Annotated in this window: 24 protein-coding genes; 13 read left to right on the top strand and 11 right to left on the bottom strand. The window is 72.3% G+C overall.

Annotation, left to right across the window (positions count from 1 at the left end; genetic code table 11):
* Positions 1 to 120 precede the first annotated feature (120 nt).
* The 5 genes from AB0I83_RS04165 to AB0I83_RS04145 all read left to right on the top strand — a co-directional run bounded on the left by AB0I83_RS04165 (position 121) and on the right by AB0I83_RS04145 (position 5,607).
* Complete coding sequence (locus AB0I83_RS04165) at positions 121 to 1,242, top strand: MarR family transcriptional regulator (protein ID WP_363303527.1); 1,122 nt, start codon at positions 121 to 123, stop codon at positions 1,240 to 1,242.
* A 101-nt stretch (positions 1,243 to 1,343) separates the two neighbouring features.
* Positions 1,344 to 2,210, top strand: a complete 867-nt coding sequence (locus tag AB0I83_RS04160; RefSeq protein WP_363303526.1) for an AraC family transcriptional regulator — start codon at positions 1,344 to 1,346, stop codon at positions 2,208 to 2,210.
* A 163-nt stretch (positions 2,211 to 2,373) separates the two neighbouring features.
* A complete protein-coding gene (locus AB0I83_RS04155; protein WP_363303525.1) occupies positions 2,374 to 3,024 on the top strand; it encodes a hypothetical protein in 651 nt (216 codons plus the stop codon).
* 199 nt (positions 3,025 to 3,223) lie between these two features.
* The gene (locus AB0I83_RS04150; protein ID WP_363303524.1) at positions 3,224 to 4,912 is read left to right on the top strand and encodes a cellulase family glycosylhydrolase; all 1,689 of its coding nucleotides are present in this window, start codon (positions 3,224 to 3,226) and stop codon (positions 4,910 to 4,912) included.
* A 104-nt stretch (positions 4,913 to 5,016) separates the two neighbouring features.
* The gene (locus AB0I83_RS04145; RefSeq protein WP_363303523.1) at positions 5,017 to 5,607 is read left to right on the top strand and encodes an isochorismatase family protein; all 591 of its coding nucleotides are present in this window, start codon (positions 5,017 to 5,019) and stop codon (positions 5,605 to 5,607) included.
* 136 nt (positions 5,608 to 5,743) lie between these two features.
* Here AB0I83_RS04145 and AB0I83_RS04140 read toward each other — a convergent pair whose 3' ends face one another.
* Both AB0I83_RS04140 and AB0I83_RS04135 read right to left on the bottom strand, forming a co-directional pair.
* A complete protein-coding gene (locus tag AB0I83_RS04140) occupies positions 5,744 to 7,048 on the bottom strand; it encodes a DUF6596 domain-containing protein (RefSeq protein WP_363303522.1) in 1,305 nt (434 codons plus the stop codon).
* 5 nt (positions 7,049 to 7,053) lie between these two features.
* Entirely contained in the window at positions 7,054 to 7,404 is a 351-nt protein-coding gene (locus tag AB0I83_RS04135) for a YciI family protein (RefSeq protein ID WP_363303521.1), read from the bottom strand.
* Positions 7,405 to 7,547: 143 nt separating this feature from the next.
* Here AB0I83_RS04135 and ligD point away from each other — a divergent pair, with 143 nt between their 5' ends.
* Positions 7,548 to 8,507 carry a non-homologous end-joining DNA ligase gene (ligD, locus tag AB0I83_RS04130; protein ID WP_363303520.1) on the top strand — a complete coding sequence of 320 codons (960 nt, stop codon included), beginning with the start codon at positions 7,548 to 7,550 and terminating at the stop codon, positions 8,505 to 8,507.
* A gap of 183 nt (positions 8,508 to 8,690) precedes the next feature.
* Here ligD and AB0I83_RS04125 read toward each other — a convergent pair whose 3' ends face one another.
* The gene (locus AB0I83_RS04125) at positions 8,691 to 9,770 is read right to left on the bottom strand and encodes a Ku protein (RefSeq protein WP_363303519.1); all 1,080 of its coding nucleotides are present in this window, start codon (positions 9,768 to 9,770) and stop codon (positions 8,691 to 8,693) included.
* Between the two features lie 185 nt (positions 9,771 to 9,955).
* A complete protein-coding gene (locus AB0I83_RS04120; protein ID WP_363303518.1) occupies positions 9,956 to 10,651 on the bottom strand; it encodes an SDR family NAD(P)-dependent oxidoreductase in 696 nt (231 codons plus the stop codon).
* Positions 10,652 to 10,788: 137 nt separating this feature from the next.
* Between AB0I83_RS04120 and AB0I83_RS04115 the strand changes: the two genes are divergently transcribed.
* The 4 genes from AB0I83_RS04115 (at position 10,789) to AB0I83_RS04100 (ending at position 14,740) form a co-directional block, all read left to right on the top strand.
* Positions 10,789 to 11,658 carry a helix-turn-helix transcriptional regulator gene (locus AB0I83_RS04115; protein ID WP_363303517.1) on the top strand — a complete coding sequence of 290 codons (870 nt, stop codon included), beginning with the start codon at positions 10,789 to 10,791 and terminating at the stop codon, positions 11,656 to 11,658.
* A gap of 406 nt (positions 11,659 to 12,064) precedes the next feature.
* Positions 12,065 to 12,916, top strand: coding sequence for an excalibur calcium-binding domain-containing protein (locus tag AB0I83_RS04110; protein WP_363303516.1), 852 nt, complete (start codon positions 12,065 to 12,067; stop codon positions 12,914 to 12,916).
* A gap of 175 nt (positions 12,917 to 13,091) precedes the next feature.
* Positions 13,092 to 13,934, top strand: coding sequence for a class II fructose-bisphosphate aldolase (locus AB0I83_RS04105; RefSeq protein WP_363303515.1), 843 nt, complete (start codon positions 13,092 to 13,094; stop codon positions 13,932 to 13,934).
* 26 nt (positions 13,935 to 13,960) lie between these two features.
* Positions 13,961 to 14,740, top strand: coding sequence for a DeoR/GlpR family DNA-binding transcription regulator (locus tag AB0I83_RS04100; RefSeq protein WP_356535672.1), 780 nt, complete (start codon positions 13,961 to 13,963; stop codon positions 14,738 to 14,740).
* 51 nt (positions 14,741 to 14,791) lie between these two features.
* Here AB0I83_RS04100 and AB0I83_RS04095 read toward each other — a convergent pair whose 3' ends face one another.
* Entirely contained in the window at positions 14,792 to 15,460 is a 669-nt protein-coding gene (locus tag AB0I83_RS04095; RefSeq protein ID WP_363303514.1) for a TetR family transcriptional regulator, read from the bottom strand.
* Positions 15,457 to 16,935 (bottom strand): MFS transporter, encoded by a 1,479-nt coding sequence (locus tag AB0I83_RS04090; RefSeq protein WP_356841028.1) that lies wholly within the window; start codon positions 16,933 to 16,935, stop codon positions 15,457 to 15,459. The genes AB0I83_RS04095 and AB0I83_RS04090 overlap by 4 nt, the downstream gene beginning before the upstream one ends.
* Positions 16,936 to 17,082: 147 nt before the next feature.
* On the opposite strand from AB0I83_RS04090, the gene argG reads away from it, so the two are divergent.
* Together argG and AB0I83_RS04080 are read left to right on the top strand one after the other, a co-directional pair.
* Positions 17,083 to 18,531 carry an argininosuccinate synthase gene (gene argG / locus AB0I83_RS04085; RefSeq protein WP_356535675.1) on the top strand — a complete coding sequence of 483 codons (1,449 nt, stop codon included), beginning with the start codon at positions 17,083 to 17,085 and terminating at the stop codon, positions 18,529 to 18,531.
* Between the two features lie 140 nt (positions 18,532 to 18,671).
* Entirely contained in the window at positions 18,672 to 18,974 is a 303-nt protein-coding gene (locus AB0I83_RS04080; RefSeq protein ID WP_356535676.1) for a hypothetical protein, read from the top strand.
* A gap of 149 nt (positions 18,975 to 19,123) precedes the next feature.
* Here the strand turns inward: AB0I83_RS04080 and AB0I83_RS04075 are convergent, their stop codons facing one another.
* Positions 19,124 to 20,641: a DUF445 family protein gene (locus AB0I83_RS04075; RefSeq protein ID WP_363303513.1), complete on the bottom strand. Its 1,518-nt coding sequence runs from the start codon at positions 20,639 to 20,641 to the stop codon at positions 19,124 to 19,126.
* A 189-nt stretch (positions 20,642 to 20,830) separates the two neighbouring features.
* On the opposite strand from AB0I83_RS04075, the gene AB0I83_RS04070 reads away from it, so the two are divergent.
* On the top strand, positions 20,831 to 22,093 hold the full coding sequence (locus AB0I83_RS04070) for an SGNH/GDSL hydrolase family protein (protein ID WP_363303512.1): 1,263 nt from the start codon (positions 20,831 to 20,833) through the stop codon (positions 22,091 to 22,093).
* A gap of 154 nt (positions 22,094 to 22,247) precedes the next feature.
* Here the strand turns inward: AB0I83_RS04070 and AB0I83_RS04065 are convergent, their stop codons facing one another.
* The 4 genes from AB0I83_RS04065 to AB0I83_RS04050 form a co-directional block, all read right to left on the bottom strand.
* Positions 22,248 to 22,964, bottom strand: coding sequence for a DUF1707 domain-containing protein (locus AB0I83_RS04065; protein ID WP_363303511.1), 717 nt, complete (start codon positions 22,962 to 22,964; stop codon positions 22,248 to 22,250).
* A gap of 10 nt (positions 22,965 to 22,974) precedes the next feature.
* Positions 22,975 to 23,967, bottom strand: coding sequence for an ATP-binding cassette domain-containing protein (locus AB0I83_RS04060; RefSeq protein ID WP_363303793.1), 993 nt, complete (start codon positions 23,965 to 23,967; stop codon positions 22,975 to 22,977).
* 68 nt (positions 23,968 to 24,035) lie between these two features.
* Positions 24,036 to 24,902: an ABC transporter permease gene (locus AB0I83_RS04055; RefSeq protein ID WP_363303792.1), complete on the bottom strand. Its 867-nt coding sequence runs from the start codon at positions 24,900 to 24,902 to the stop codon at positions 24,036 to 24,038.
* A 7-nt stretch (positions 24,903 to 24,909) separates the two neighbouring features.
* Entirely contained in the window at positions 24,910 to 25,710 is an 801-nt protein-coding gene (locus tag AB0I83_RS04050) for an ABC-2 family transporter protein (RefSeq protein ID WP_363303510.1), read from the bottom strand.
* Between the last annotated feature and the right edge of the window lie 75 nt (positions 25,711 to 25,785).

Raw genomic sequence — 25,785 nt, 5'->3', positions numbered from 1 at the left:
GTGACCGACTTGCGGCGCAGCGTGGCAGCTGCTTACGGTGCGAGAACCAAACGACCCCGAACCGGTGTTGGAAGCACCAGGCCGGGGTCTCACCGCAAGATCGACGAAGGACCCGATCCCGTGGCTACCCAGCACATTAGCTCCGCCCCGCACGCCCCTGCATCCCCGCGCCCGTACCCGATGGCCAAGCCCGGCTACGGCAAGCGCTCGATGCCCGGACAACTCCCCTGTCGTGTCGACGACTTCGCCCTGCTACCCGCTCGCGAGCGGTACGTCGCCGGGTTCATCGACCGGCTGCCCGACGGGGCCTCGATGGACGTCAAGAGCCTCGCCAAACAGCTGCCGCTGTACGGCCAGCAGGCCGTCGGCTCAGCCCTGAAGGCACTGGCCACCGCCGGGTACCTGCGCCGTGTGCGGTGCCTGGTCGGCGAGCTCGGCCAGGTCCGCTGGGTGTCCAGGACGTTCTGGTCGCGTACCGCCCGCGACAACGAGTGGTGGGCGGCCAGGACCGCCGAGGTGCCCGCGGTGACGCAGGCCGGACCCGCAGCGACCGCCCAGGCGACGCCCCCGGCCGCAGCACCCGACGCACTCGCCGTACCCGCCGCGTCGGCCGCACCGACGGCTCCCGGCGCACCCGTCGGCGCGACGGCCGGGGCGGCTCCCGCAGGGCCCGCCGCCCGGACCGATCCCGCACCGCCGACCGCGCCTCCCGCGACCGGCGTCCCTCGGCAGCGGACCCCGGCACCCGCCTCGGCCCCGGCGCCGGAACCGGCACCTGAGGTCGGCCCCTCCCCCGCCTACCTCGCGCTGGCGCGGCTCGGGCACGTCGACTCCCGGCTGGCCCTGTCCGCAGCCGACTGCGCGGTGCTGGAGGAGCGGGCCGCCGAGTGGCTCGCGCGCGGTGTGGACACCGACCACCTCACCCACGCCCTCACCGCCGGACTCCCCGCGAAGGTCGGCTCGCCCGTCGGCCTCGTCCGCCGCCGCCTCGCCGACAAGATCCCCCCGTGCGTCGACAGGGCCCCGGCCCCGCCCGCACCCGGCGCGCTCGTGCACCGCGTGATGCTGGAGTGCGCCAGGTGCGGGGCGCCTGGGCGCGCCGAGGCCCTCCCCGACGGCCTCTGCCGCCCCTGCCGCCGGCCCGGACCGGACACCGCACCCGAGGCGCCCGTGGCCCGACCGAGCGAAGAGGATGTCCGCACGCTCGTCGCCGGGCTGCGCGACCTGCTCAAGTCACCCTGACCGCAGGCGCCTGAGCGCACCCGATCGCATCGGGCACAGGATGTCGGGTCCGACTGGGCCGCGCGTCCCTAGCGTGAGAGGCGAAAGGGAAGGAGTCCGGGATGCTGGACCGGCTGAATCAGGCCATGGAGCACATCGAGTCCGACCTCGACCGGCCGATCGACGTGGCGGGGCTCGCGCGCATCGCGATGACCTCGGAGTACCACTTCCGGCGGATGTTCTCCGCGCTCGCGGGCCTCCCGCTGTCGGAGTACATCCGGCGCAGACGGCTGACCGTGGCGGGCGCCGAGGTCCTCGCCGGCGAGCGGACACTGCTCGACATCGCCACGCGCTACGGCTACGGATCGGGCGAGGCCTTCGCGCGCGCCTTCCGCACCGTGCACGGCGTGGGACCGGGCGAGGCCAGGCGTACCGGTGCGGCTCTGCACTCCCAGCAGCGGATGTCCTTCCGCCTCGTCGTCGAAGGGAGCAGCAGCATGCGATACAGGATCGTGGACAAGCCGGATTTCCGAGTGGTGGGCAGGAAGGCCCGCGTACCGCTCGTCCACGAGGGGATGAACCCCGCGATCGCCGACTTCATCAGGAGCATCGACCAGGACACGCTGGGGCGGATCGCCGCACTGGCCGACCAGGAGCCGACGGGGATCGTCGGGGTGAGCGACCAGCTCGATCCGAGCCGGGCGGAGGGGACCGAACTCGACTACTACCACGGGGTGGTGACGGACTCCGAGGCCCCGGAGGACCTGGACGCACTCGCCGTGCCGGCGGGCCTGTGGGCCGTCTTCGAGAGCTCCGGCCCCTTCCCGCAGGCCCTTCAGTACCTGTGGCGGGACGTGTTCACCCAGTGGTTCCCGTCCAACCCGTACGCGAGCCGGCCGGGGCCCGAGATCCTCGGCGTGCGGCTGACGCCGGACGGGGAGCGGGCCGACGCGGAGCTGTGGATTCCCGTCGAGCGGTCCGCCGCCTGACGCACCGGAAGGGATCAGGGCGCTCGGGCAGCCGCTCCGATCCCGGCGAAGCTCACACGACGGCGGGGAACCAGGGCTCACCTCCCCGCCGTCCTCACGCGCGAACGGACGCGCGGTCATGAGGGTGCCGCGTGGAACAAGCCATTCGCATCCAAGGAGCAGCATGACCGCCTACGGCACCACGAGCCCCCGGAACAACCGCCCCGGGAGCGAAGCCCGTTCGTCGTCCGGGCTTGGTGCCCGCAGGGTCGTGCTCGACTCGGCGAAGGCCGTTCTGGCGCTGGCACTCGTGCTCGGAGCCGCCACCGCCTGCGGTCAGACGACGGAGAGCGGCAGCCAGAAGGCCAAGGAGTGGAAGGTCGGCGACTGCGCCGGACCCGACAAGAGCAAGACCAAGGACTCGTTCAAGGCACTCGACTGCGACGACGCCGGGGCGACCCTGAAGGCGCTCGCGGTCAAGGACGGCGAGATATTCGCCGGGGCCGTCGAGTGCCCGGCCGGGACCGACGAGATCATCTCCGTCAAGGTCTCCTTCGGTGGGGACGCCTCCACCACCGGCCTCCCCAGCAAGACCGTCTGCGGTCGCAACCTCTCCGGTGACCACCCGGGTGACGCCGGCGCGGGCGGCGGGCAGCTGGTGGTGGGCGACTGCGTCGACGACCAGGCGAAGGAGGTCGCCTGCGCGAGCGGCGGGAACAAGGTGCTGGCCCTGACCAAGACCGCCGACACGTGCCCGGCCGAGGCGGACAACCCGATCGAACTCTTCCCGAGCCCCGGCCGCCCGTACGACGCCATCTGCACCAAGAAGGCCTGACGCGGCGACAGCCGGCCGCCGCGCCCGCACATGGGACCGCGCGTGCTCCGCCCCGCACGGACGGGACGGAGCGCGCGCGGTCCCCCGGGCCCGGACTGTGCGCGACGTATTGACGTGCCCCTGACTAGGTGGCTTCATGGGAGCGCTCCCACGTCCATTCGATGTGCGCGTCACCCGGCACCCACCTTCTGGAGTCGCAGTGAGATCAGCAACAGGTACGGCACGGAAACGAACGAGCCCGTCGGGCGTACTGAAAGGCCTGGCAGCCCTTCTCGGCGTCGTCCTCCTGGCCGCGCTCGGCCCGGCCGCCGCACAGGCCCAGCCACTGGCCGGGCGGGCCGAGGCAGCCGCCACCGGCCTGCACATCAGCGACGGCCGCCTGCTGGAGGGCAACGGCAACGACTTCGTCATGCGCGGCGTGAACCACGCCCACACCTGGTACCCGGGCGAGACGCAGTCGCTGGCCGACATCAAGGCCTTCGGCGCCAACACCGTCCGCGTCGTGCTCTCCGACGGTCACCGCTGGACGAGGAACGGCCCGGCGGAGGTCGCGGGCATCATCGGCCAGTGCAAGGCCAACCGGCTGATCTGCGTACTCGAAGTGCACGACACCACCGGTTACGGCGAGGACTCCGCGGCGGGCACGCTCGACCACGCGGCCGACTACTGGATCAGCCTCAAGGACGTACTCGCCGGTGAAGAGGACTACGTCATCGTCAACATCGGCAACGAGCCCTGGGGCAACACCGACCCCGCCGGCTGGACCGCCCCCACCACCGCGGCCGTGAAGAAGCTGCGCGGCGCGGGACTCCAGCACACGATCATGGTCGACGCCCCCAACTGGGGCCAGGACTGGCAGGGCGTCATGCGCGCCAACGCCCGGACCGTGTACGACGCCGACACCACGGGCAACCTGGTCTTCTCGATCCACATGTACAGCGTCTACAGCACGGCCCAGTCGGTCACCGACTACCTGAACGCCTTCGTGGACGCCGGACTCCCCATCGTCATAGGCGAGTTCGGAGGCCCCGCCGACCAGTACGGGGACCCGGACGAGGACACCATGATGGCCGCCGCCGAGCAGCTGGACCTCGGATACCTGGCCTGGTCCTGGAGCGGCAACACCGACCCGGTCCTCGACCTGGTCATCGACTTCGACCCCGGCCGTCTCAGCTCCTGGGGCGAGCGCATCTTCCACGGCGCCGACGGCATCGCCCGGACCGCGAAGGAGGCGACCGTCTTCGGTGACGGCGGCGGCGAGGACGACACCCAGGCCCCGACCGCACCCGGCACCCCGGTGGCCTCCGCGGTGACGGCCACCTCCGCCACCCTGACCTGGCCGGCGGCCTCGGACAACGTCGCGGTCACCGGGTACGACGTCGTCCGCGTGAGCGGCGGGACCGAGACCCCGGTCGCCTCCACCACCACCACCGGCGTCACCGTCACCGGCCTCATCGCGAGCACGGTGTACACCTTCGCCGTCCAGGCGCGGGACGCGGCCGGAAACCGCTCGGCACGCTCCGCCACGGCGAGCCTGACCACCGACGCGAGCGGCCCCACCCCGGGCGTGGGCTGCGCCGTCGGCTACCGGGTCGTCGGCCAGTGGCCCGACGGGTTCCAGGGCGAGATCACCATCCGCAACACCGGTGCCGCCGCCATCAGCGGCTGGAACCTCGCCTTCGCCTTCGCCGACGGCCAGACGGTCGGCAACATGTGGGGCGGAACCCCCACCCAGACCGGCTCCTCGGTCAGCGTCGCCCCGGCCGGCTACACGGCGGCGATCCCCGCGAACGGCTCCGTGACAGTGGGCTTCACCGGCACCACGGGCAGCAGGAACACCGCCCCGACGGCGTTCGAGCTGAGCGGCAACACCTGCACGACGGCCTGAACCGGACACCGACCCGCGTCCGTCGGCCGGCGGGGCACCACTCCTGTCGGCCGACGGACCGCACCCACCGGCGCCCAGGACGCCGGCCGCGTCATCATGAGCGCATGACCACTCACACAAGTCCGGTGCAGGCACTGCTGGTTGTCGACGTACAACGGGCCTTCGTCCGTGGTGACGGAGCACTGCCCGAGGCGGCGCGCCTGGTGGACCGGACGGCCGATCTGATCACACGGGCGCGGGCCGCCGGGGCGCTCGTCGTGCACATCCAGAACGACGGGGCCACCGGCGGGGACGACGAGCCCGGCACGCCCGGCTGGGAGCTCCACCACCACGTGGAGGCGGGACCCACGGAAGTGGTGATCCGCAAGACGCACGACGACGCGTTCCAGGAGACCCCCCTGGGCGGCCTGTTGACCGCGTCGGGGGTGGCCTCGGTGGCCGTCTGCGGCCTGATGTCGGAGATGTGCGTACAGGCGACGGCACGCACGGCCGTGGCGCTGGACCACCGGGTCGTCCTGCCGTACGACGCCCACGCGACGTACGACATCCCGGCGGAGCCAGGCATCAGTGAGGCGGTCCCGGCGGCCGTCGTCTCGCGGGTCGCCGCATGGCCGCTCAGCAGGGACGCCGATGTCACGGCACGAGCCGCCGACGTCACGTTCACGGCCCCGACGGCCCCCGCGGCCCGGGGCTGACACGGCACGGTGCACCGGGAGCGGGGGCCTGGTCCCCGCTCACCGGGGCCGGGGCGGGCGCGCACCGAAGGACACGACCAGGGTGTGAGCACCCGCGGGGCGGAGAGCCTGGATCGGGATCCACCCCTCGCGGGGCTCAGGGCCCGGATGCCGGACCCGCCTGGGACTCCGACTCCCTCAACTTCGCCAGCAAGTAAGCGCGTTCGGGATCACTGCCTGCCAGGCCCAGCGCCTTGCGGTATGCCGCCTCGGACTCCGCCCGGCGGCCGAGGCGGGCCAGCAGATCGGCGCGGGCGATCGCGTACGGGTGGTAGGCGCGCAACCGGGGCTCGTCGGCCAGCCCGTCGAGGAGAGCGAGGCCGGTCTCCGGCCCGTCCCTCATCGCGACGGCAACCGCCCGGTTGAGCGCGACGACGGGGGACGGCGCGAGTGCCCGCAACACGTCGTAGAGCGCCACGATCTGCGGCCAGTCGGTGGTGGCGACCGAGTCGGCCTCGTCGTGCAGGGCGGCGATCGCGGCCTGCACCCCGTACGGGCCGGGCGGACCGCCCTCCAGTGCGGTGACCACCAGTCGGGTGCCCTCTTCGATCATCGTGCGGTCCCAGCGGTCCCGGTCCTGGTCGTCGAGCAGCACGATCCCGCCGTCGGGCCCGGTCCTCGCGTCGCGCCGGGCGTGGACGAGCAGCATCAGCGCGAGCAGTCCGGCCGTCTCCCGCTCGGTGGGCAGTAGGGCCCGCAGGATCCGGGCCAGCCGGACGGCCTCCTCCGCCGGTCCGGACCTCTGCAACTGCGGGCCCGAACTCGCGGCATATCCCTCGGTGAAGATCGAGTAGAGGACCTGGAGGACCCCGGGCAGGCGGTCGGGCAGTTCATCGGCGCCCGGGACGCGGAAGGGAATGCGTGCCTCGCGGATCTTCCTCTTCGCCCGCACGATCCGCTGCGCCATCGTCGCGGTCGGCACGAGGAAGGCCCGCGCGACCTCGGGGGTCGTCAGGCCGGCGAGGCAGCGCAGGGTGAGGGCGCTGCGGTCCTCGGCCCCGAGCGCCGGGTGGGCGCAGGTGAAGAAGAGCTGAAGCCGCTCGTCGGGGAGCCCGCCGTCCGCGTCGGCGGGTGCGGCGGGGACGGCCCGTTCCGCCTCGACCTGGAGGACGGCCAGCCGGGCGGCGTACGCACGGTCGCGGCGCAGCCGGTCGACGGCCTTGCGCCGGGCCGTCGTCAGCAGCCAGGCGCCCGGCCTGGCCGGTACGCCGTCGACCGGCCAGTGCACCAGGGCCGCCTCGACGGCCTCGGAGGTGACCTCCTCAGCCAGGTCCAGGTCGCCGTAACGGCGGACGAGGGAGGCCAGCAGCCGGCCGTGCTCCTCACGGAAGACCGAGGCGACGGACGCCAGGGCGGAAGACTCGGGCCCCTGCCCACCGGTACCGCCGCTTCCCTCGCCCACAGCCGTCAGGCCCCGAAGTCGGCGACCGGGCGCACCACGACCGCGCCACTTCCGCGCGCCCCCGGGCATCGGGCCGCCCAGTCGAGGGCGACGTCGAGGTCCGGTACGTCGATGACGAGGAATCCGCCCAGGACCTCACGGGTCTCGGCGAACGGCCCGTCCGTGACGGTCCGGTCCCCGGCGCAACCGACCCGCACCGTCGTCGCGGTGACGAGGTCGGCGAGCGACTCCCCGGAGACCAGGATCCCGGCGTCCCTGACCTCCTTGTCGTAGATCATCCAGTCCTCGACCGTGCACTCGGCCGCTCCACCGTTCTCGTCGGTCGCACCGCTGTGGATCAACAGCATGTACTTCATGGTCCGGCTCCTGTCCGTTTCCGTCGTTCGGCACGCGTTTCCCGCGTACACCATGACGACGTACGGGACACGCGCGTATCGACACGCCTCCGAGGATTCTTCGTACCGGCCTCTTCCCGCGGGTCTGCTGAGAGGGTTCCGACATGACCACTCTGCCCCGTATCGCCCCGATGCTCGCGACGCCCGGCCACCTGCCGCCCGCGGCCACGGACGAGCAGTGGGCGTACGAGGTGAAGCAGGACGGCCAGCGCGCCATGGCGTACGTCCAGGGGAACGGCTCGCTGCGGCTGCTGGCCAGGTCCGGCGCAGACATCACCGCGGCGTATCCGGAACTGGCTCCGCTCGGGGCGGCCCTCGGCGGCGTACCGGCGGTGCTGGACGGCGAGATCGTCGCACTCGACGACCAGGGGCGCAGCGACTTCGAGCGCCTGCAGTCACGGATGGGACTCGCCGGGTCGCCGCTGAAGGCCGCCCGCATGGCCGAGCGGGTGCCCGCCCAGCTGGTGCTGTTCGACGTCGTGTTCCTGGACGGCACGAGTCTCCTGGCGCGGCCCTACGCCGAGCGGCGGGGCGCGCTGGAGCGCCTGGCGCTCGAAGGTCCGCACTGGTCGACGCCCTCGGTGGCGGTCGGGCACGGGGAGAACGCCCTGGCCATGACACGGGAGGCCGGGCTCGAAGGCATCGTCGCGAAGCGTCTGACCTCGGCGTACGAGCCCGGGGTCCGCGCCCGCAGCTGGATCAAGATCCGGCATGTCCGCACGGTCGACGTGATCGTCGGCGGCTGGGTGCCCGGACGCGGCCGGCTGGGCGGCCTGCCGGGCGCGCTGCTGGTGGGCGAGCGGCACGCGGGCGGGCTTCGGTACGCGGGCAGCGTCGGCACGGGGTGGAGCGACGCCGAGCGGACCAGGCTCGCCGAGCTCCTGCGCGTCGCCGCAGTCGACACGTGCCCCTTCGACGAGACACCGCCGGTCGCGGGCGCGCGGTGGGTGCTGCCGCGCCTGGTCGGCGAGGTGCGCTACGCGACCCGCACGAAGGCGGGGCGGCTGCGCCAGCCGTCGTGGCACCGGCTGCGGCCGGACCTGGCACCTGACGACACCGGCTGACGGGGCGGGCCGGGAGGCCCTGTGCCGAGAGGCCCTGTGCCGAGACGACAGACCGGGAGACGGGCCGCGGGCCGCCAGGGAAGCGCGGATCAGGAGGCTGCCCGCCGAGGGAAACGCGGGCCAAGAGGTGGCGCGCCGGAGGAACGCGCGGATCAGGAGATGGTGCACCGAGGGAAGCGCGGATCAGGAGGCCGTGCGTTTCCTCGCCGCCGTCTTCCTGGCCGGCTGCTTCTTAGCCGCCGTCCTGCCCGCCGCCGCCTTTCCCGCAGAAGCCTTCCCCGTAGCCGCCTTCCCCGTCGCGGCCTTCCCGGTAGCCGCCTTACCCGAGGCCGTCTTCCCGGCCCCGGTCTTCCTGGCCGCCGCTCCCGCCGCCGTCTTCTTCGAGGCCGGGGCGGCCTTCTTCCGGGCGCGGGTCCTGCCGGGTGTCATCTCGTGCACGGTGGCGTCCCCGCCCCGCGCCTCCCCGGCAGTCGCCTCTTCGCCCCGGGTCTCCTTGGCGGCCTTCACCGAGGCGTTCAGCGCGGCCATCAGGTCCATGACCTTGCCCGGCTCCTCCTCCTCGCCGCCCGGGGCCGCCGGCAGCGGCTTGCCCTCGGACTTGGCCGCGATCAGCTCCTCCAGGGCCTCCCGGTAGCGGTCACGGAAGCCCGAGATGTCGTCCAGGCCCATGCTGTCGGTGAGCTGGACCGCCCGTTCGATCTCGTCCTCGTCCAGCTCCGTCTCCCTGGGTGCCAGGGACTCGGGGCTGCGGATCTCGTCCGGCCACCGCATGGAGTGCAGCACGATCGCGTCGTCCCGTACCCGCAGCAGCCCCAGCCGCTCACGGTTGTGCCAGGCGAACTTCGCCACGGCGACCTTCTCGCTCCGCTCCAGCGCCTTGCGCAGCAGGGTGTACGGCTTCGCCGCGACCTGGCCGTCGACCGCCAGGTAGTAGCTGTCGCCGATACGCACGGGGTCGATGCTGTCGGCGTCGACGAACGACACGATCTCGATGGCCTTCGCCGTCGGCAGGGGCATCCGGTCGAGTTCCTCGTCCGTGACGGGCACGGTCCGGTCCTTGGCGACCTCGTAGCCCTTGCCGATCTGCTCCTGCGTGAGGACCTCGCCGTCGATCTCGCACACCTTGCGCGTACGGATCCGCCCCATGTCCTCCCGGTGGTACTGGTGGAAGGAGATCGAGTGGTCCTCGGTGGCGGACACCACCTTGATCGGGATGGTGACCAGGCCGAAGCTGATCGCTCCGGTCCACAGGGGCCGCGGCATCCTGTACCTCCAGACCCCCCTGGTGGCTGGGCCGGGAGGCGGACCGGAGCGCCTGGAAGGGAGACCGGCCCGAGAGGGCCGAGGCGCGACCGGGCCACCGCCCGTAGTCCCGATCCTCGCGCCCCGGCCACCGGACCGCATGTGGATCACCGGGCCCGGTGCCGGGAGCACGGGCCGCGCGCGGTTCACCAGGCCGCGGGTCCGGCCTCGTCGAAGAAGCCACCGGTCGGGCCGTCGGCGTCGACGAGCGCCATACGGACGATGATGTCCGCGCCCTCCTCCACGCTCCTGGGGCCCGAGTGGGCGTTGAGGTCGGTGGCGGTGTAGCCGGGGTCCACGGCGTTGAACCTGATGCCCGGGTACGCCTTGGCGTACTGCGAAGTCACCATGACCAGCGCGGTCTTGGACGAGTTGTAGTCGAGGGCCGCCACGGTGAACTCGACCCGGCTCGGGTCGTTCGTAGCCGCGATCGACCCGAGACCGCTGGCCACGTTGACGACGACCGGGGCCTTCCCGGACTCCAGCAACGGCAGGAACGCCCTGGTCACACGTACGGCGCCGAAGACGTTGGTCTCGTACGTGCTCCGCATGTCCTCCCCGGTCACCTCGCCCACCGGCTTGCGGACACCGCTGATCCCGGCGTTGTTGACCAGGACGTCCAGGCTGCCCGCCTCCTTGCGGACGAACTCGGCGGCGGCCCGGACGGAGTCCTCGTCCGTGATGTCGATGCGCACGAAGCGGGCTCCGAGCCTCGCGGCGGCCTCCTCCCCGCGCCGGGTGTCACGCGCCCCGGCGTAGACGGTGTGTCCCGCCTGGATGAGACGGCGGGCGGTCTCGAAGCCGAGGCCCTTGTTGGCTCCGGTGATGAGGGTGGTGGTCATGTGGGCGCTCCCGTGTCCGGCGGGCGAATGGGTCGTGCCTCACCGTCCTCGAAACCGCCGGGCACAGGCAGTACCCGCCTCAGCCGGTGGACTGCCGGTACCAGGCTGTTCAGCGGCCACGCCCGGATACTGGAGGGGTGAGCACCTCCGATGACGCATCCACCCGCACACCGGGCTCGAACGACCTGGGCAGGGCTCTGCACGGCTGGCGCGACCGGCTCACCCCCGAGACGGTCGGGCTGCCCGCGGGCGGGGTGCGGCGCGCGGCTGGGCTACGGCGCGAGGAACTGGCACAGCTCGCCGCCCTGTCCGTCGACTACATCACCCGCCTCGAACAGGGCCGGGCCACCTCCCCCTCGCCGCAGGTACTGGCCTCCCTGGCCCGCGCCCTGCGCCTCTCGGACGCGGAGCGCACCTATCTCCACCTCCTCGCGGGACAGCCCGAACCGGGGCCCGGCCACATCTCGACGCACATCACGCCCGGACTCCGCAGACTGCTCGACCAGTTGGACGGCGCCCCGTTGAGCGTCCACGACGCCGCCTGGAACCTCGTCGAGTGGAACCCGGCTTGGGCCGCCCTGTTCGGCGACCCGTCCGCGCTGCGCGGGCGCGAACGCAACCTGGTCTGGCGGCACTTCGCGGGGCTGCCCGGCCGGGTCCGCCAAACCCCGGAGCAGCGGGCCGACTTCGAGGCGACGATGGTCGCCGACCTCAGGGCGGCCACCGCCCGCTACCCCGCCGACGCGGGGCTGCGCTCCCTGGTCAAGGACCTGCGGGAGACGGGCACCGCCTTCGCCGGCCTGTGGGACTCGGGCATCGTGGGCAGCCACCGGTCGGGCGCCAAGTCCGTCACCCACCCCGAGATCGGCACGATCACCCTCGACTGCGACGTACTCGTCGCAGCGGGGAGCGACCTGCGGGTCGTCGCCTACACCGCGGCGCCGGGCAGCGAGGCCTCCGAGCGGCTCAGGCTGCTCGACGTCATCGGCACCCAGGCCGTCACCTGACCGGCCCGAACGAGACTCGGTGAGGCCTGTCCCGTTCCGGAGGGCGGCCCGGCTCCGCTCCGGAGCGGAGCGGAGGCCGTACTCGGATCGCGGCCCCTGACGAGGCCCTCACGCACCCTCACGCACCACCGATTCGCCACGCGGGCTTCTGCCGCTCGGCGCACGGTCGGCCGTCACGCACCGGTACGGGCGGGATCGAACCCGCCCGTTCCAACCGCACGGGCGGGTCTGCGACCAGACCACTCCCCCTCTTCTTCATGATTTCTTCACTCCTTCGTCACAATTCAGTTTCCTTCCCCCGAATCCCGCATCCGGGCCGCAGCGCCGCTGCGAGCATCGCCCCTCAGCAGCACCGAACCACCTTGGGGGACACATGGACACACGAAAGAGGAGTGGCCGGCTCGGCATGGCAGCCGGAGCCGCATCTCTGACACTGGCCCTGGCGGGGTGCGGTGGGGCCGAGGGGAGCGCCGCGGGCAAGGCGGAGCCCGTCGCGGCCTCCGCCTCCGTAACGCCGTCCCCGGAACCGGAAGCCGAAAGGGAACTCGCGCTCGTGGACGACGAGGCGAGCGCGGACGCGGGCCAGGAGATCGCGATCGACGTCCTGGCCAACGACTCCGTGAGCCTGGAGGACGGCACCGACGCCCCGCTCACGGACACCTACGAGGTCGTCGAACTCACCCTCACCCCGCAGAGCCCGACCCAGCACGGCACCGTCACGGTCGACGGCGGCTCGCTCACCTACACCCCTGCGGACGGATACGCGGGCGAGGACGAGTTCACGTACGAGGTCTCCGTGAACAGCGGGGGTCCGGCCGGAGGCAGCGCCGTCGTACGCATCACCGTCTCGGCGCCCGAACCGACCCCCAGCCCGACACCGACGGCAGCGCGGACCCCGAAGGCGAAGGCGAAACCCGTCGAGCCGTCGGTCCACTACGCGAACTGCGACGCCGTGCGGGCCGCCGGCGCAGCCCCCGTCCGCCGTGGCGACCCCGGGTACGCCGCGCACCTCGACCGCGACAACGACGGCGTCGGATGCGAGCCGTACGGGTCATCGGGATCGAGCGGCGGTTCCTCCTCGGGCGGCGGGTCGTCCTCGGGCGGATCGGACGGCGGGAGTTCCGGCGGCGGGGGCGGCAGCGCCTACTACGCCAACTGCACGGCCGTGCGCGCGGCGGGCGCCGCTCCCATCCACCGCGGGGATCCGGGGTACGGGTCGCACCTCGACCGTGACGGCGACGGGGTCGCCTGCGAGTAACACCGGGCACGCTTCCGCACCCTCACCCACGCCGCCACTGCCCACGCCCACTGTCGCCTCCGGCTCTCGCCGGGGGCGACAGTTGTTTTCAAAGCTGCTTGATACAAGCTATAAATGAGCAACTTCGAGCATCACTCGCCGACGTTCACGCAACCCGCATCCGCGAAGGAAGCCCATGCCGCTCATATCCACCGGTGACATCACCCACGGCGCCCGTACCGGCGCGACCGGCGTCGGGGCCTTCAACGTCGTGCAGATCGAGCACGCGCAGGCCATCGCGCGCGGGGCGGACACGGCCGGACTGCCGGTGATCCTCCAGGTCAGCGAGAACACCGCCCGCTACCACGGTGCGCTCGAACCCATCGGGCTCGCCTCGCTCGCCGTCGCGCGGGCGGCGGACGTGCCGGTGGCCGTGCACCTCGACCACGCCGAGTCGGCGGGGCTGGTGCGGGAGGCCGTCCGGCTCGGCTTCACCTCCGTCATGTTCGACGCCTCCAAGCTCCCGTACGACGACAACGTGGCCGCGACCCGCGAGATCACCGCGTACTGCCACGACCACGGGGTCTGGGTGGAGGCCGAACTCGGCGAGGTGGGCGGCAAGGACGGTGCGCACGCCCCCGGTGTGCGCACCGATCCGGACGAGGCGCGCGCGTTCGTCGCGGCCACGGCCGTCGACGCCCTCGCGGTGGCCGTCGGCAGTTCGCACGCGATGCTGACCCGCGACGCCGCCCTCGACTTCGCGCTCATCACCCGGCTGCGCGACGCGGTGGACGTCCCGCTCGTCCTGCACGGCTCCTCCGGAGTGGGTGACACGGGGCTCGCCGAGGCGGTCGCCGCTGGCATGACCAAGGTGAACATCTCGACGCACCTGAACAAGCTGTTCACACGCGCCGTCCGCACCCATCTGGACGCCCACCCGGACGCCGCGGACCCCCGCGCCTACCTCGGCCCGGCCCGCGACGCCGTGGCCGCCGAGGTGGCCCGGCTGCTGCGGATACTCGCCGGGCCCGGACGATAGGGTTCGCTCCGAGCAAGGAGGCCCCGGTGGCGGCACACACCCGATGGACCCGGCTGCTGGAGATCCTCGGCGACCAGGGCCATCTCGACGTACTCGAAGCGGCCGAACAGCTCGGCTGCTCCCCCGCCACGGTCCGCCGCGACCTCGACGAACTGGCCCGGCAGAACCTGCTGACCCGCACCCGGGGCGGCGCGGTGGTGAGCAGCGTCGCCTACGACCTGCCGCTGCGCTACAAGGCGGCCCGCCGCGCCGACGAGAAGCAGCGCATCGCGAAGGCCGCCGCCGAGCTGATCCCCTCGGGCTCGACCGTGGGCATCAACGGCGGTACGACGACCTCCGAGGTGGCCAGGGAGCTGGCCGTACGGCCCGAACCGGCGGGCGGCGGCACGGCGCTGACCGTCGTGACCAACGCGATCAACATCGCCAACGAGCTCGCGGTCCGCCCCCAGGTGAAGATCGTCGTCACCGGCGGGGTGGCCAGGCCGAACTCGTACGAACTCGTCGGCCCGCTGGTCGACTCCGTCCTGCGCACCCTGGCGCTCGACTACACGATCCTCGGCGTGGACGCGGTGCACCCGCGCTTCGGCGCGGCGACGCACGACGAGTCCGAGGCCGGCGCCAACCGTGCCCTCGCCGAGTGCGCGGGCCGGGTCATCGTGGTGGCCGACTCCTCGAAGCTCGGCCGCCGGGCCTTCGCCCAGGTGTGCGAGACGGCGGCGGTGTCGGTCCTGGTCACGGACCTGGACGCACCGGAGGACGTGGTCGGGGAGTTCACCGGCCTGGGGATCGACGTCCTGCGGGTGTGACCCGGCTGCCGGTCGCCGGAAGCCCTCAGGTGTGACCCGGCCACCGGTGGGTCAGCCCGCCACCAGGCTCTGCAGCGCGGGTGCGTACAGGTCCGCGAGGTGCTCGGGCGTCGCGCGCGAGCCAGCGCCCTCGCGGTGGAGGCTCAGCGTGGCGCCCAGACCGATGAGGTGACCGGCGATGAGCTCGGCGCGCAGGGCCCGCTCCCGGCCGGGGAGCCGGGCCGTCAGGCGTGCCGTGACCTGCTCGTGGAAACGGTCGCGGAGCAGGGAGCGTTCGTCGTGGTTGCCGAGGGAGAAGACCACCCTGAGGAGCGGGTCCCCCTTCTGCTCCCTGCGGCGGCGGACGAGCGTCAGCACCATGTGGCGGCCGAGCCCGTCGAGCGGGGCGTCGAAGAGCTCCTCGGCGGCCGGGCCGAAGTCGGCGACCGTGTTGAAGAGTTCCTCCTTGCGGCCGAAGTGCTTCACCACGAGGGACGCGCTCACCCCCGCGTCGGCCGCGATGCCCCGGATGGTCACCTCCGCGTACGGCCGCTGGGTGAACGCCCGGCGCGCGGCGAGCAGGATCGCGTCCCTGCCCGTGGCCGCCGACCCGGGTGCGGCCGTCCCGGGAGCGGTCGTCCCCGGTTCGGCCGACTCGGGAGCGGCCGAATCCGGTCCTGCCGAATCCGGTTCTGCCGTCTCCGGCGCGGTCGGCGGTGCGGTGGCTCGGGCGGCGGTCATGCGCCCTCCTGGATCGGCACCGCCCGCGTACGGCCGCTGCTCCTGCGTTTGCGTCCGACCGTACCCGCCCCGGTGTCCGCGCGGCCGCCCGGCAGGCACAGGGTCACCCCGAGGGCCAGCAGTGCCGCACCCGCCGCGATCAGGAAGACCAACTGGTACGCACCGAGGGTCGGGGCCTCGCGCCCGGCGGCCAGGAAGGTCATGTTGGCGAGCACGGCGGCGACCGTGGCACTGCAGAACGCCTGGCCCACCGAACGCATCAGGGTGTTCAGGCCGTTGGCCGCACCCGTCTCGCTGACGGGAACACCACGCATCACCAGCGCCGGGAGAGCCGAGTACGCGATCGCCGTACCGGCCGCGACGACCGTGGCACCCGCGATGATCAGCCACAGGCTGTGGCTGGTGAAGTACCGCACCACGTAGCCGACCGCGATGATCCCGGCGGCCAGTGCCAGACTGGTCCTCGGGCCGTGCTTCGCGGAGATCCTGGCCGACACGGGCGAGAGCGCCACCATCGTCACACCACCGGGCAGCAGGCACAGGCCGCTGACGACGAGCGAGGCGCCGAGACCGTAACCGGTGGCCTTCGGCTCCTGCACCATCTGGGCGGTGACCAGGGAGTTGGCGTAGAACGCGAAGCCGATCAGCAGCGCGGCGATGTTGGTGAGGAGCACGGCCGGGCGGGCCGACACCCGCAGGTCGACCATGGGCGAGCGCACCCGGAGCTCGTAAGCGCCCCAGACCAGGGCGATCACGACCGCGGCGGAGAGCAGGCCGAGGGTGCGTGCCGAGGCCCAGCCCCATCCGCCGCCCTGGGTGACGGCGAGCAGCAGGCAGACCAGGGCGGCGGTCAGGCCGAGCGCGCCGAGCACGTCGAACCGGCCGCGGGAGCGGAGCGGCGACTCCGGCACGAAGCGGAGCACCAGGGCCACGTCGAGGAGACCGATGGCGCCGGAGACCCAGAACATGGTGTGCCACTCGAAGTTCTCGATGACGACCGCCGCGACGGGCAGCCCCACGGCCGCGCCGATGCCCAGGGTCGAGCTCATCAGGGCCACCGCCGACAGCACCCGCTCGGGCGGCAGTTCGTCACGCAGGATGCTGATGCCCAGCGGCACGACGGCGATGGCCGCCCCCTGGAGCGCCCGCCCGGCGATCAGTACGCCGATGTGGGAGCTGATCGCGCACAGGACGGACCCCACGACGAGGACCCCCAGGGAGGCGACGAGGACGCGCCGCTTGCCGTACATGTCGCCGACCCGCCCGAGCACGGGGGTGAAGACCGCACCCGTGAGGAGGGTGACGGTGACCAGCCAGCTCGCGGCGGCGGGGGTGGCGCCGGTGAGCTCAGGTATGTGGGGGAGCAGCGGGACGACGATCGTCTGCATGATCGCGACCACTACGCCGCAGAAGGCCAGGACGCCGACGGCGAAACGGGGGTGGTCCGGGGCGGCGGCGGGTGCGGGTGCGGTCATGGGATCTCCGTACGCAGAGGGGTGCACAAGCGTTCACCCTCAGGGTAAACGCTTGTGCACCCCTGAACCGCCGACCGTGCGGGACCGGCCCCATGGGCCCTACCGGCGCTATTTGCATATACATGCGATCGAGTGCATACTCTTCCCATGTCTAAGGTTCTCACCTCCCTGCCCACCGGCGAGCGCGTCGGCATCGCCTTCTCGGGCGGCCTCGACACGTCCGTCGCGGTCGCCTGGATGCGCGACAAGGGTGCCGTCCCGTGCACCTACACCGCCGACATCGGTCAGTACGACGAGCCCGACATCGCGTCGGTGCCCGGCCGTGCCAAGGCCTACGGCGCGGAGATCGCGCGCCTGGTCGACTGCCGGGCCGCACTGGTGGAGGAGGGCCTGGCAGCACTCGCCTGCGGCGCGTTCCACATCCGCTCCGGAGGCCGCGCGTACTTCAACACCACGCCGCTGGGCCGTGCCGTGACCGGGACCCTGCTGGTCCGGGCGATGCTCGAGGACGACGTACAGATCTGGGGCGACGGCTCGACGTTCAAGGGCAACGACATCGAGCGGTTCTACCGCTACGGCCTCCTCGCCAACCCCCACCTGCGCATCTACAAGCCGTGGCTCGACGCCGACTTCGTCACCGAGCTCGGCGGGCGCAAGGAGATGTCCGAGTGGCTGACCTCCCACGGTCTGCCCTACCGGGACAGCACCGAGAAGGCGTACTCCACCGACGCCAACATCTGGGGCGCCACCCACGAGGCGAAGACGCTGGAGCACCTCGACACCGGTGTGGAGACCGTGGACCCGATCATGGGCGTCCGCTTCTGGGACCCCTCGGTCGAGATCGCCCCCGAGGACGTCACCATCGGCTTCGACCAGGGCCGCCCGGTGACGATCAACGGCAAGCCGTTCGCCACCGCGGTCGACCTGGTGACGGAGGCCAACGCCATCGGCGGACGCCACGGCCTGGGCATGTCCGACCAGATCGAGAACCGCATCATCGAGGCGAAGAGCCGCGGCATCTACGAGGCCCCGGGCCTCGCTCTGCTGCACGCCGCGTACGAGCGCCTCGTGAACGCGATCCACAACGAGGACACCCTCGCGCACTACCACAACGAGGGACGGCGCCTCGGCCGGCTGATGTACGAGGGCCGCTGGCTGGACCCGCAGGCCCTCATGGTCCGTGAGTCCCTCCAGCGCTGGGTCGGCTCCGCCGTCACCGGCGAGGTGACCCTGCGGCTGCGGCGCGGCGAGGACTACTCGATCCTCGACACCACCGGCCCGGCCTTCAGCTACCACCCGGACAAGCTCTCGATGGAGCGCACCGAGGACTCGGCGTTCGGCCCGGTGGACCGGATCGGCCAGCTCACCATGCGCAACCTCGACATCGCCGACTCCCGCGCCAGGCTGGAGCAGTTCGCGAGCCTCGGCCTCGTCGGCACCTCGCACCCCGCGCTGATCGGCGCGGCCCAGGCCGCGGCGACCGGCCTGATCGGCGCCATGCCCGAGGGCGGCGCCGAGGCCATCGCCTCGCGCGGCGAGGTCTCCGAGGACGACCAGCTGCTGGACCGCGCGGCGATGGAGTTCGGCACCGACTGACGCGACGGACCGGGCCGGCCACGGCCCGTTCGGCCGAACGGCCCGCCCGGCCGAACGGCACCGAGGACCCGGGAACTACTCTCGGGTCCTCGGCACGTGCCGGCCGGAGGCCGGCGCACGGAAGAGCGAAGGTGGCGGCAATGGCGAAGGTCCCGGCAGCGGCAGTGGCGGCGAGCGGTCTCGTCGGCGGATACGCGATCGCCCGGTGGACCGGGAAACGCCCGCTGGGCGGCGTCGCCCTGGCCGCCGCCGGCTCGGTGGCGGCGTACGAGTGGAACCGGCGCGCCGGGGCCCGCGCGGCCACCGCCCTGACCGTCGCCTACGTCGCCGCGTTCGCCGGATCGCACCCCCTCGCCAAGAAGGTCGGCGCCTGGCCCGCGGTGTTCACCGTGGCGGGCGGCGTCGCCTCCGCGTCCTGGGCGGTCACCCGGCGCACCGCCTGAAAACCACGCGGCGCCGAAGAAAGCCGAAGAAAAGCCGAAGAAAAACCGTGCCAGGGGATTGAACACGGGCTCTGCGGGGTGCGTACTGAACAGCAACTCCCCGCGTCACCCGGGGGCGTGTCCGTACGACAGGACGGGCGCGCCCCCGGTCAGCCCCCCAGCGCCCGCGACACCGTGTAGATCACCAGACCGGCCAGCGCCCCGACCACGGTGCCGTTGATCCGGATGAACTGCAGGTCACGGCCGATGTGCGCCTCGATCTTCTTCGACGTCTGATCCGCGTCCCAGCCCGCGACCGTGTCACTGATCAGCGACGTGATCTCGGTGCGGTACGTCGTGACGACGTACGCCGCCGCGTCCTCCAGCCACCCCTCCAGCTTGGCCTGGAGCCGCTCGTCCGTGGACAGCCTGGCGCCCAGGGCCATCAGCGAGGCCCTGGCCCGCAGCCGCAGCTCGCTGCGCTCGTCCTCGGCCGCCGCCAGGATCATCGCGCGCACGGAGGACCACGCGGAGGCGATGACGTCCTGGACCTCACCGCGCCCCAGGATCTCCGACTTCAGCCGGTCCACCCGGGCCCTGGTGTCCGTGTCCGTCTGGAGGTCGGCGGCGAAGTCGGTCAGGAACGTGTCGATCGAACCGCGCGCCGGATGCCCCGGCATGTCCCGCATCTCCGTGACGAAGCGCAGCAGTTCCTTGTAGACCCGCTCCCCCACCCGCTTGTCGACGAACCGGGGGGTCCAGCCCGGGGCCCCGCCCTGCACCGCGTCCATCACGGAGTCGCCGTGCATCACCAGCCAGTCGTGCGCCCGCACGCAGACGAGGTCGACGACCTTGCGGTGGCCCCCGTCCGTGACGATCTTCTCCAGCATCTTGCCCATGCTCGGGCCGACCTCGGCGGCGTCCGCCCGCCGGGTGATCGCCTCGCCGACCACCGCCTGCACGTCCGAGTCCCGAAGGACCGTCAGCGCGCCCCGCAGCGCCGTGGCGAGCTCGGCGGTGACCCGGTCCGCGTGGGCCGGCTCCGCGAGCCACGAACCGAGCCTCGCACCTACGCCCAGCGCGTGAATTCGGTCACGAACCACGTCTCCGGAGAGAAAATTCTCGCCCACGAAGGAACCGAGTGACGTCCCCAACTGGTCCTTCTTGGTGGGGATGATCGCGGTGTGCGGGATGGGCAGGCCGAGCGGGCGCCGGAAGAGCGCCGTGACGGCGAACCAGTCCGCCAGCGCACCCACCATGCCGGCCTCGGCAGCCGCTGCGACGAAGCCCGGCCAGCCGCCCACACCCGAGTTCTCCGCCCACGTGGCGAGGACGTACACGAGCGCGACGAGCAGGAGCAGACCCGTGGCGGTGGTCTTCATACGGCGCACACCGCGCTGCTTCTCCTCGTCGGCGGCGGTGTACGCGAACCCGCCCAACGGCGGCCCTGACCGCCGCCCACCGGGGCTCCCGGGCGCTCCGCGCCTGCCGGGCCCTGCGGGCTCATCGGGGCCTCCGGGCTCTCCGGACGGCAGGCCACGCGGCCCCGGCTCCGGAGCGGCCACCGGCTCCAGCTCCGGCTCCGGCCCCTCGGCGGGCGCGGCACCGACGCCCTTCGCCGCGATCCCCGGCCGCCCGGATCCGTGCTCCGGCCCGGGTCCCGCTGCCTGCCCCGCGTCCTGTTCCATCCGCTCCACCCGTCCGCGTACATGCCACTGCGTGCCGTACGCATTGTCCCTACCCCACCTACTCCCGGGCCGCATGTCGAGTTCCCCGGGGAGTGCCGCATCATGAGAACAGCTCGAACACCATCCCGAACGCCGGACCGTACGCCCTGTCGTGCGCCGCGTCGGACACCGCAAGGAGAAACACCGCAGATGCCCAGGCGCCAGGGGTATGCCCTGCTCATCGCCCTCGTGGCAGGCACCGCCGCACTCGCCGCCGCCGTGGCGTTCGGTACGTCGCTGATACCGGAGGACCGGACGGTGCCCGGCACCGGACCCGAGACCCACGCGGCGGTCCGCAACCAGGCCGCACCGGCCAACTCCACCGGCACCTGGACCGCCACCTGGACCGGAGCACCCGTCAGCGCCGAGCCGGACTCACCCCACGGCTACCCCGGCCGCACCATTCGCAACATCGTGCACACCAGCATCGGTGGGGACGCGGCCCGCATCACCCTCTCCAACCTCTTCGGTGCCGTCCCGCTCGTCGTGGACCAGGCCACCGTCAACACCCGCCGGGTGACCTTCCGCGGACTGCCCACCGTCACCGTCGCCGCGGGCCGACAGGTCGTCAGCGACCCGGTGGCCGTGCCGGTCAGCCCCGACGCCGATCTCGTCGTGACCCTGCGCACCCCGCACGCCGCCGGGGCCGTCACACAGCACCCCAACACCCACCAGACGTCTTACCTGGCCGACGACCACGGCACCTGGAGCACCACCCGCTGGCGCTACCTGACGGCCGTGGACGTCCACAACAGCACCTCGACCGGGGCGATCGTCGTGATCGGCGACTCACTGACCGCGGGCAGCGGCTCCACCACCGACGCCGACGCCCGCTGGTCGGACGTCCTCTCCGACCGGCTGCGGCACCGCTTCGGCGTGGCCAACCAGGGCATCGCCGGCAACCGCGTCCTGCTCGACAGCCCGCTCTCCGCGGGCGGCGTGAAGAGCCTGGGCGGCCCGAGCGCGACCCACCGCTTCGAACGCGACGTGCTCTCCGTCGCCGGAGCGAAGACCGTGGTCATCGCGCTCGGCATCAACGACGTGCAGCAGGCCCCCCAGGAGGCCGACCCCCGGCGCATCACCGCCGGGCTGCGCGCCCTCGCCGAGCGGGCGCACGACCGGGGCCTGAGGGTCGTCGGAGCGACGCTGACCCCCTTCCAGGGCTACGGCACCTGGACGCCCGAACGCAACGCCGTGCGCCTGGCGGTCAACGAGGAGATCCGCTCCGGCCGCGTCTTCGACGCCGTCGTCGACTTCGACCGGGCCGTCCGCGACCCCTACGCGCCGAACAGGATCCTCCCGGAGTACGACTCGGGCGACCACCTGCACTTCAACGACACCGGCTACCGCACCCTCGGGCACGCCGTCACGCTCGACGAGGTGGACGGAACACCGAAGAGCGACGCGTTCTGACGACGCGGTCGTCGGGACCCGGCAGAGCTCCGGGCCGCGTCCCGACGCCGGCCGTCCCGACGTGGACCGTCCGGACTCGGCCCACCTCTGAGGGACGCGTCCCGGACGGCCCGGCCGGGCTCCGGGGGCCGCGTCCCCGCACGGGCCGCCCGGATCAGCCGAGCTCCTTGCGCGTCTCCCCCGCGTCCGGCCGCGACAGGCGCAGCCGCTCCTGCTCCTGCTCCTGCTCCTGTAGTCGCCGCTTCGCCGCCTTGCTCCGCTTGCGCTCCACACCGACCCCGCCCATCAGGGCGAACCCGGTGATCCGCACCCGCGGGGAGCCCGGCGCCGGGTCCTCCTCCTCGACCTTGGAGTGCTCACCGAAGCCGCCCATGATGCCGAGGCCGCTGACCTGGACGTCGAGGTCCGGCTCCACCGTCACCTGCATACCGCCCATGACGGCGAAGCAGCGGATCACCACGTCGCGCTCCGCGAATCGGGCCTCACGCAGGTCGATCTCACCGCCGCCCCACATCGCGAACGCGGTGAAGCTCCGGCCCACCGTCCAGCGGCCCTTGCGGCTGAACCCGCCCCAGAAGGCGAACGCCCCCGACGAGGTGGCGTTCCCGCCGATCCGAGCCGGCCAGCCCCCCGACGTCTCGTTCCGCCCGGCCACCGGTCCCGCGACGGGCCGGGAGGCCGCGCCCGGCACCGGCAGGTCGCGCACGAGCGGCTCCAACTCCGCGTGCGTACGCGCCTTGAAGGTCGCGTCCAACCGCTGTTCGAACTCGTCCATCTCCAGCCGGCCCTCGGCCACGGCCTCCCGCAGGGTCTCCGCGATCCGCTCACGTTCGGCGTCGGAGGCGCGCATGTCAGGGCGTTCACTTGTCATACCGCGCACCCTATAGAGCGATCGGAGGGACGTCCTGGAGAGCGGCACCCGAGACGTACATCTTCGCGATGACGGACTCGATGTCCGGCTCGCGCACCGACAGGTCCACGAGCGGATAGTCCGCCGCGATGCGCGCCACCAGCGGGGCCGCCGACGCGGCGGCCGGGAACGCCAGCCACTGCCGGGGACCCTCGACCTTCACCACCCGCACCGAGGGCTCCGACACCAGCTCGATCGGCGGGAGTTCGCGCTCCAGATCCACCACCAGCGTCCGCTCGCTCTCCCCCACCCCGTGCAGGCCGGCGAGCGCACCGTCGTACACCAGACGCCCGTGGTCGATCACCATCACCCGCTCGCAGAGCTGCTCGATGTCGGTCAGATCGTGCGTCGTCAGCAGCACCGTCGTCGAACGCTCCGCGTTCAGGTCCCGCAGGAACCCACGCACCTTGGCCTTCGAGATCACATCGAGCCCGATCGTCGGCTCGTCCAGGTACAGCACCTCAGGATCGTGCAGCAGGGCCGCCGCGATGTCGCCGCGCATCCGCTGCCCCAGGGACAACTGACGCACCGGCACCTCCAACAGCGCCTCCAGGTCGAGGAGTTCGACACAGCGCTCCAGGTTCTCCCGGTAGCGGCGGTCCGGGATCCGGTACATCCGGTGCATCAGCCGGTACGAGTCGCGCAGCGGCAGATCCCACCAGAGGGTCGTGCGCTGCCCGAACACCACACCGATCCGGTGCGCCAGCTTCGTACGCTCCTTGGAAGGATCGATCCCCGCGACCCGCAGCCGGCCACCGCTCGGCGCCAGAATGCCCGTCAGCATCTTGATCGTCGTCGACTTGCCCGCCCCGTTCGGGCCGATGTAGCCGACCATCTCACCGCGCGACACCCGGAAGCTGATCCCGTCGACCGCCCGCACCTCGCGCCGTTCACGACGCAGGAATCCAGTCCTGCGCCGCACGTCGAAGACCTTCTCGACACCGTCGAGCTCGATGAAGTCCATACCGTCCACGCCCACTCCCCGGCCTCCCGTACCGCTCGGCTTCCGTACCGCTCGGCTTCCCGTACCGCTCAACTTCCCGTACTGCGGTACGACCGCAGCCCCACCCGCCACGCCAGGCCCGCCAGCACCCCGCAGCAGCCCGCCACGACCGGCGACAGGAAGGCCACCCACTCGGGCAGGTCCAGCGGATAGTCCCGCCCCAGCACGTACAGCGCGGGCAGCCAGCTCACGAACGCCAGCGGCACCACGAACGTCACCCCGCGCACCAGTTCCCTCGCGAACACCGACGGCGGGTACTGGAGCAGCGTCGTGCCTCCGTACGTGAACGCGTTCTGCACCTCCGAGGCGTCCTGCGTGAAGAACTGGAACGCCCCACCCACCACGAACACCGCCCCGAAGATCGCCGCCCCGCTGAGTACCATCACCGGCAGCATCACCACCTTCAGCGGCGTCCACGCGATGTCCAACGTCACCAGCGCGTACCCGAGCACGAGCAGCGCCTGCGTGAGCCGGCCCAGGCGGCGCAACGCGAACCGGTCCGCCGCCACCTGCGCCAGCACCGGCACCGGGCGCACCAGCAGGGTGTCGAACGTCCCGTCACGCACCCGCTGCCCCAGCCGGTCCACGGACCCCAGCAGCAGGTCGCACAGCCCGAACGCGGTCGCCGCCACCCCGTACAGCAGCGCGATCTCCGCCAGCGTGAAGCCACCCAGCGCGTCCACGTGCGAGAACATCAGCATGATCGCGACGAAGTCGAACCCGGTCATCAGGAAGTTCCCGACCGTCGTCATCACGAACGAGGCCCGGTACGCCAGCGTCGATCGCAGCCACATCGCGACGATCAGCCCGTACGCCCTGACCCCCTCGACCATCCGCGACCGGTCGGCGAACTCGATCCCCGGAGGCTCCGCCCCCCGCGCGGCCACCGGCTCCAACCCGACCTCAGCCACCCTGCACCACCACCCTCCTGGTCGCGACGGACTGCAACAGGCGCCCCGCCAGCAGCAGTACGAACGCCCACCCCGCCTGGAACGCGTACGCCCGCATCAGCCCCCACCCCGTGTACTTGCCGAGGAACACATCGGCCGGGACCTGGAGGAGCGACGACCACGGCAGGGCCCGCGCCACCTCACCCAGCACACCCGGGAACAGCGTCAGCGGCAGCAGCATCCCCGAGAAGAAGAGCCCCGCGAGCATGGCCATCTGCAGGGCACCCGCCCCGTCCATCAGCCAGAACGCCGAAAGGGCGATCAGGAAGCGCAGCGCGAAACTGACCACCACCCCCAGCAGCACCGACACCAGGAACGCCGGCCACGTCCACGGCGAACCCGGCAGCGCCAGATCGAAGGCCAGCGCCCCCATCACCATCGGCACGATCCCGCGCCCCAGCAGATGGAACGCCGCCCGCCCGAGGTCTCCGGCCAGCCACCACAACTGCAGGTCGGCCGGCCGGTACAGATCGACGGCGATGTCGCCCGTGCGGATGCGCTCGGTCAACTCGCTCTCGAAGCCGCCGCCCATCATCGCGCAGGTCATCAGCAGCGCCTGGCCCAGCCACACGTACGTCAGGGCCTGGGACTGGTCGTACCCGCCGAGCTGCGGCCGCTCGTCCCACAGGGCCACATAGGTGTAGGCCATGATGAAACCGAAGACGGTGTTCGTGAACACACCCGCCGCCGTCGCCGCCCGGTAGGTGGCGTGCCGCCGGAACCCCCCGGCCGCCACCACCGCGTAGAGCCGCACCGAAGCCCCTCCCCCACACGTCTTCCGGAACCCGGACCAAAGCGCACGACGCTAGTCCACGGCGCCGAACGGCCG

Origin of the sequence: Streptomyces sp. NPDC049970, from assembly GCF_040660235.1 — a bacterium.
GTDB lineage: Bacteria > Actinomycetota > Actinomycetes > Streptomycetales > Streptomycetaceae > Streptomyces.
Note: the sequence above shows the minus strand (reverse complement) of the source record. Positions and strands in the feature narration are given on the sequence as shown.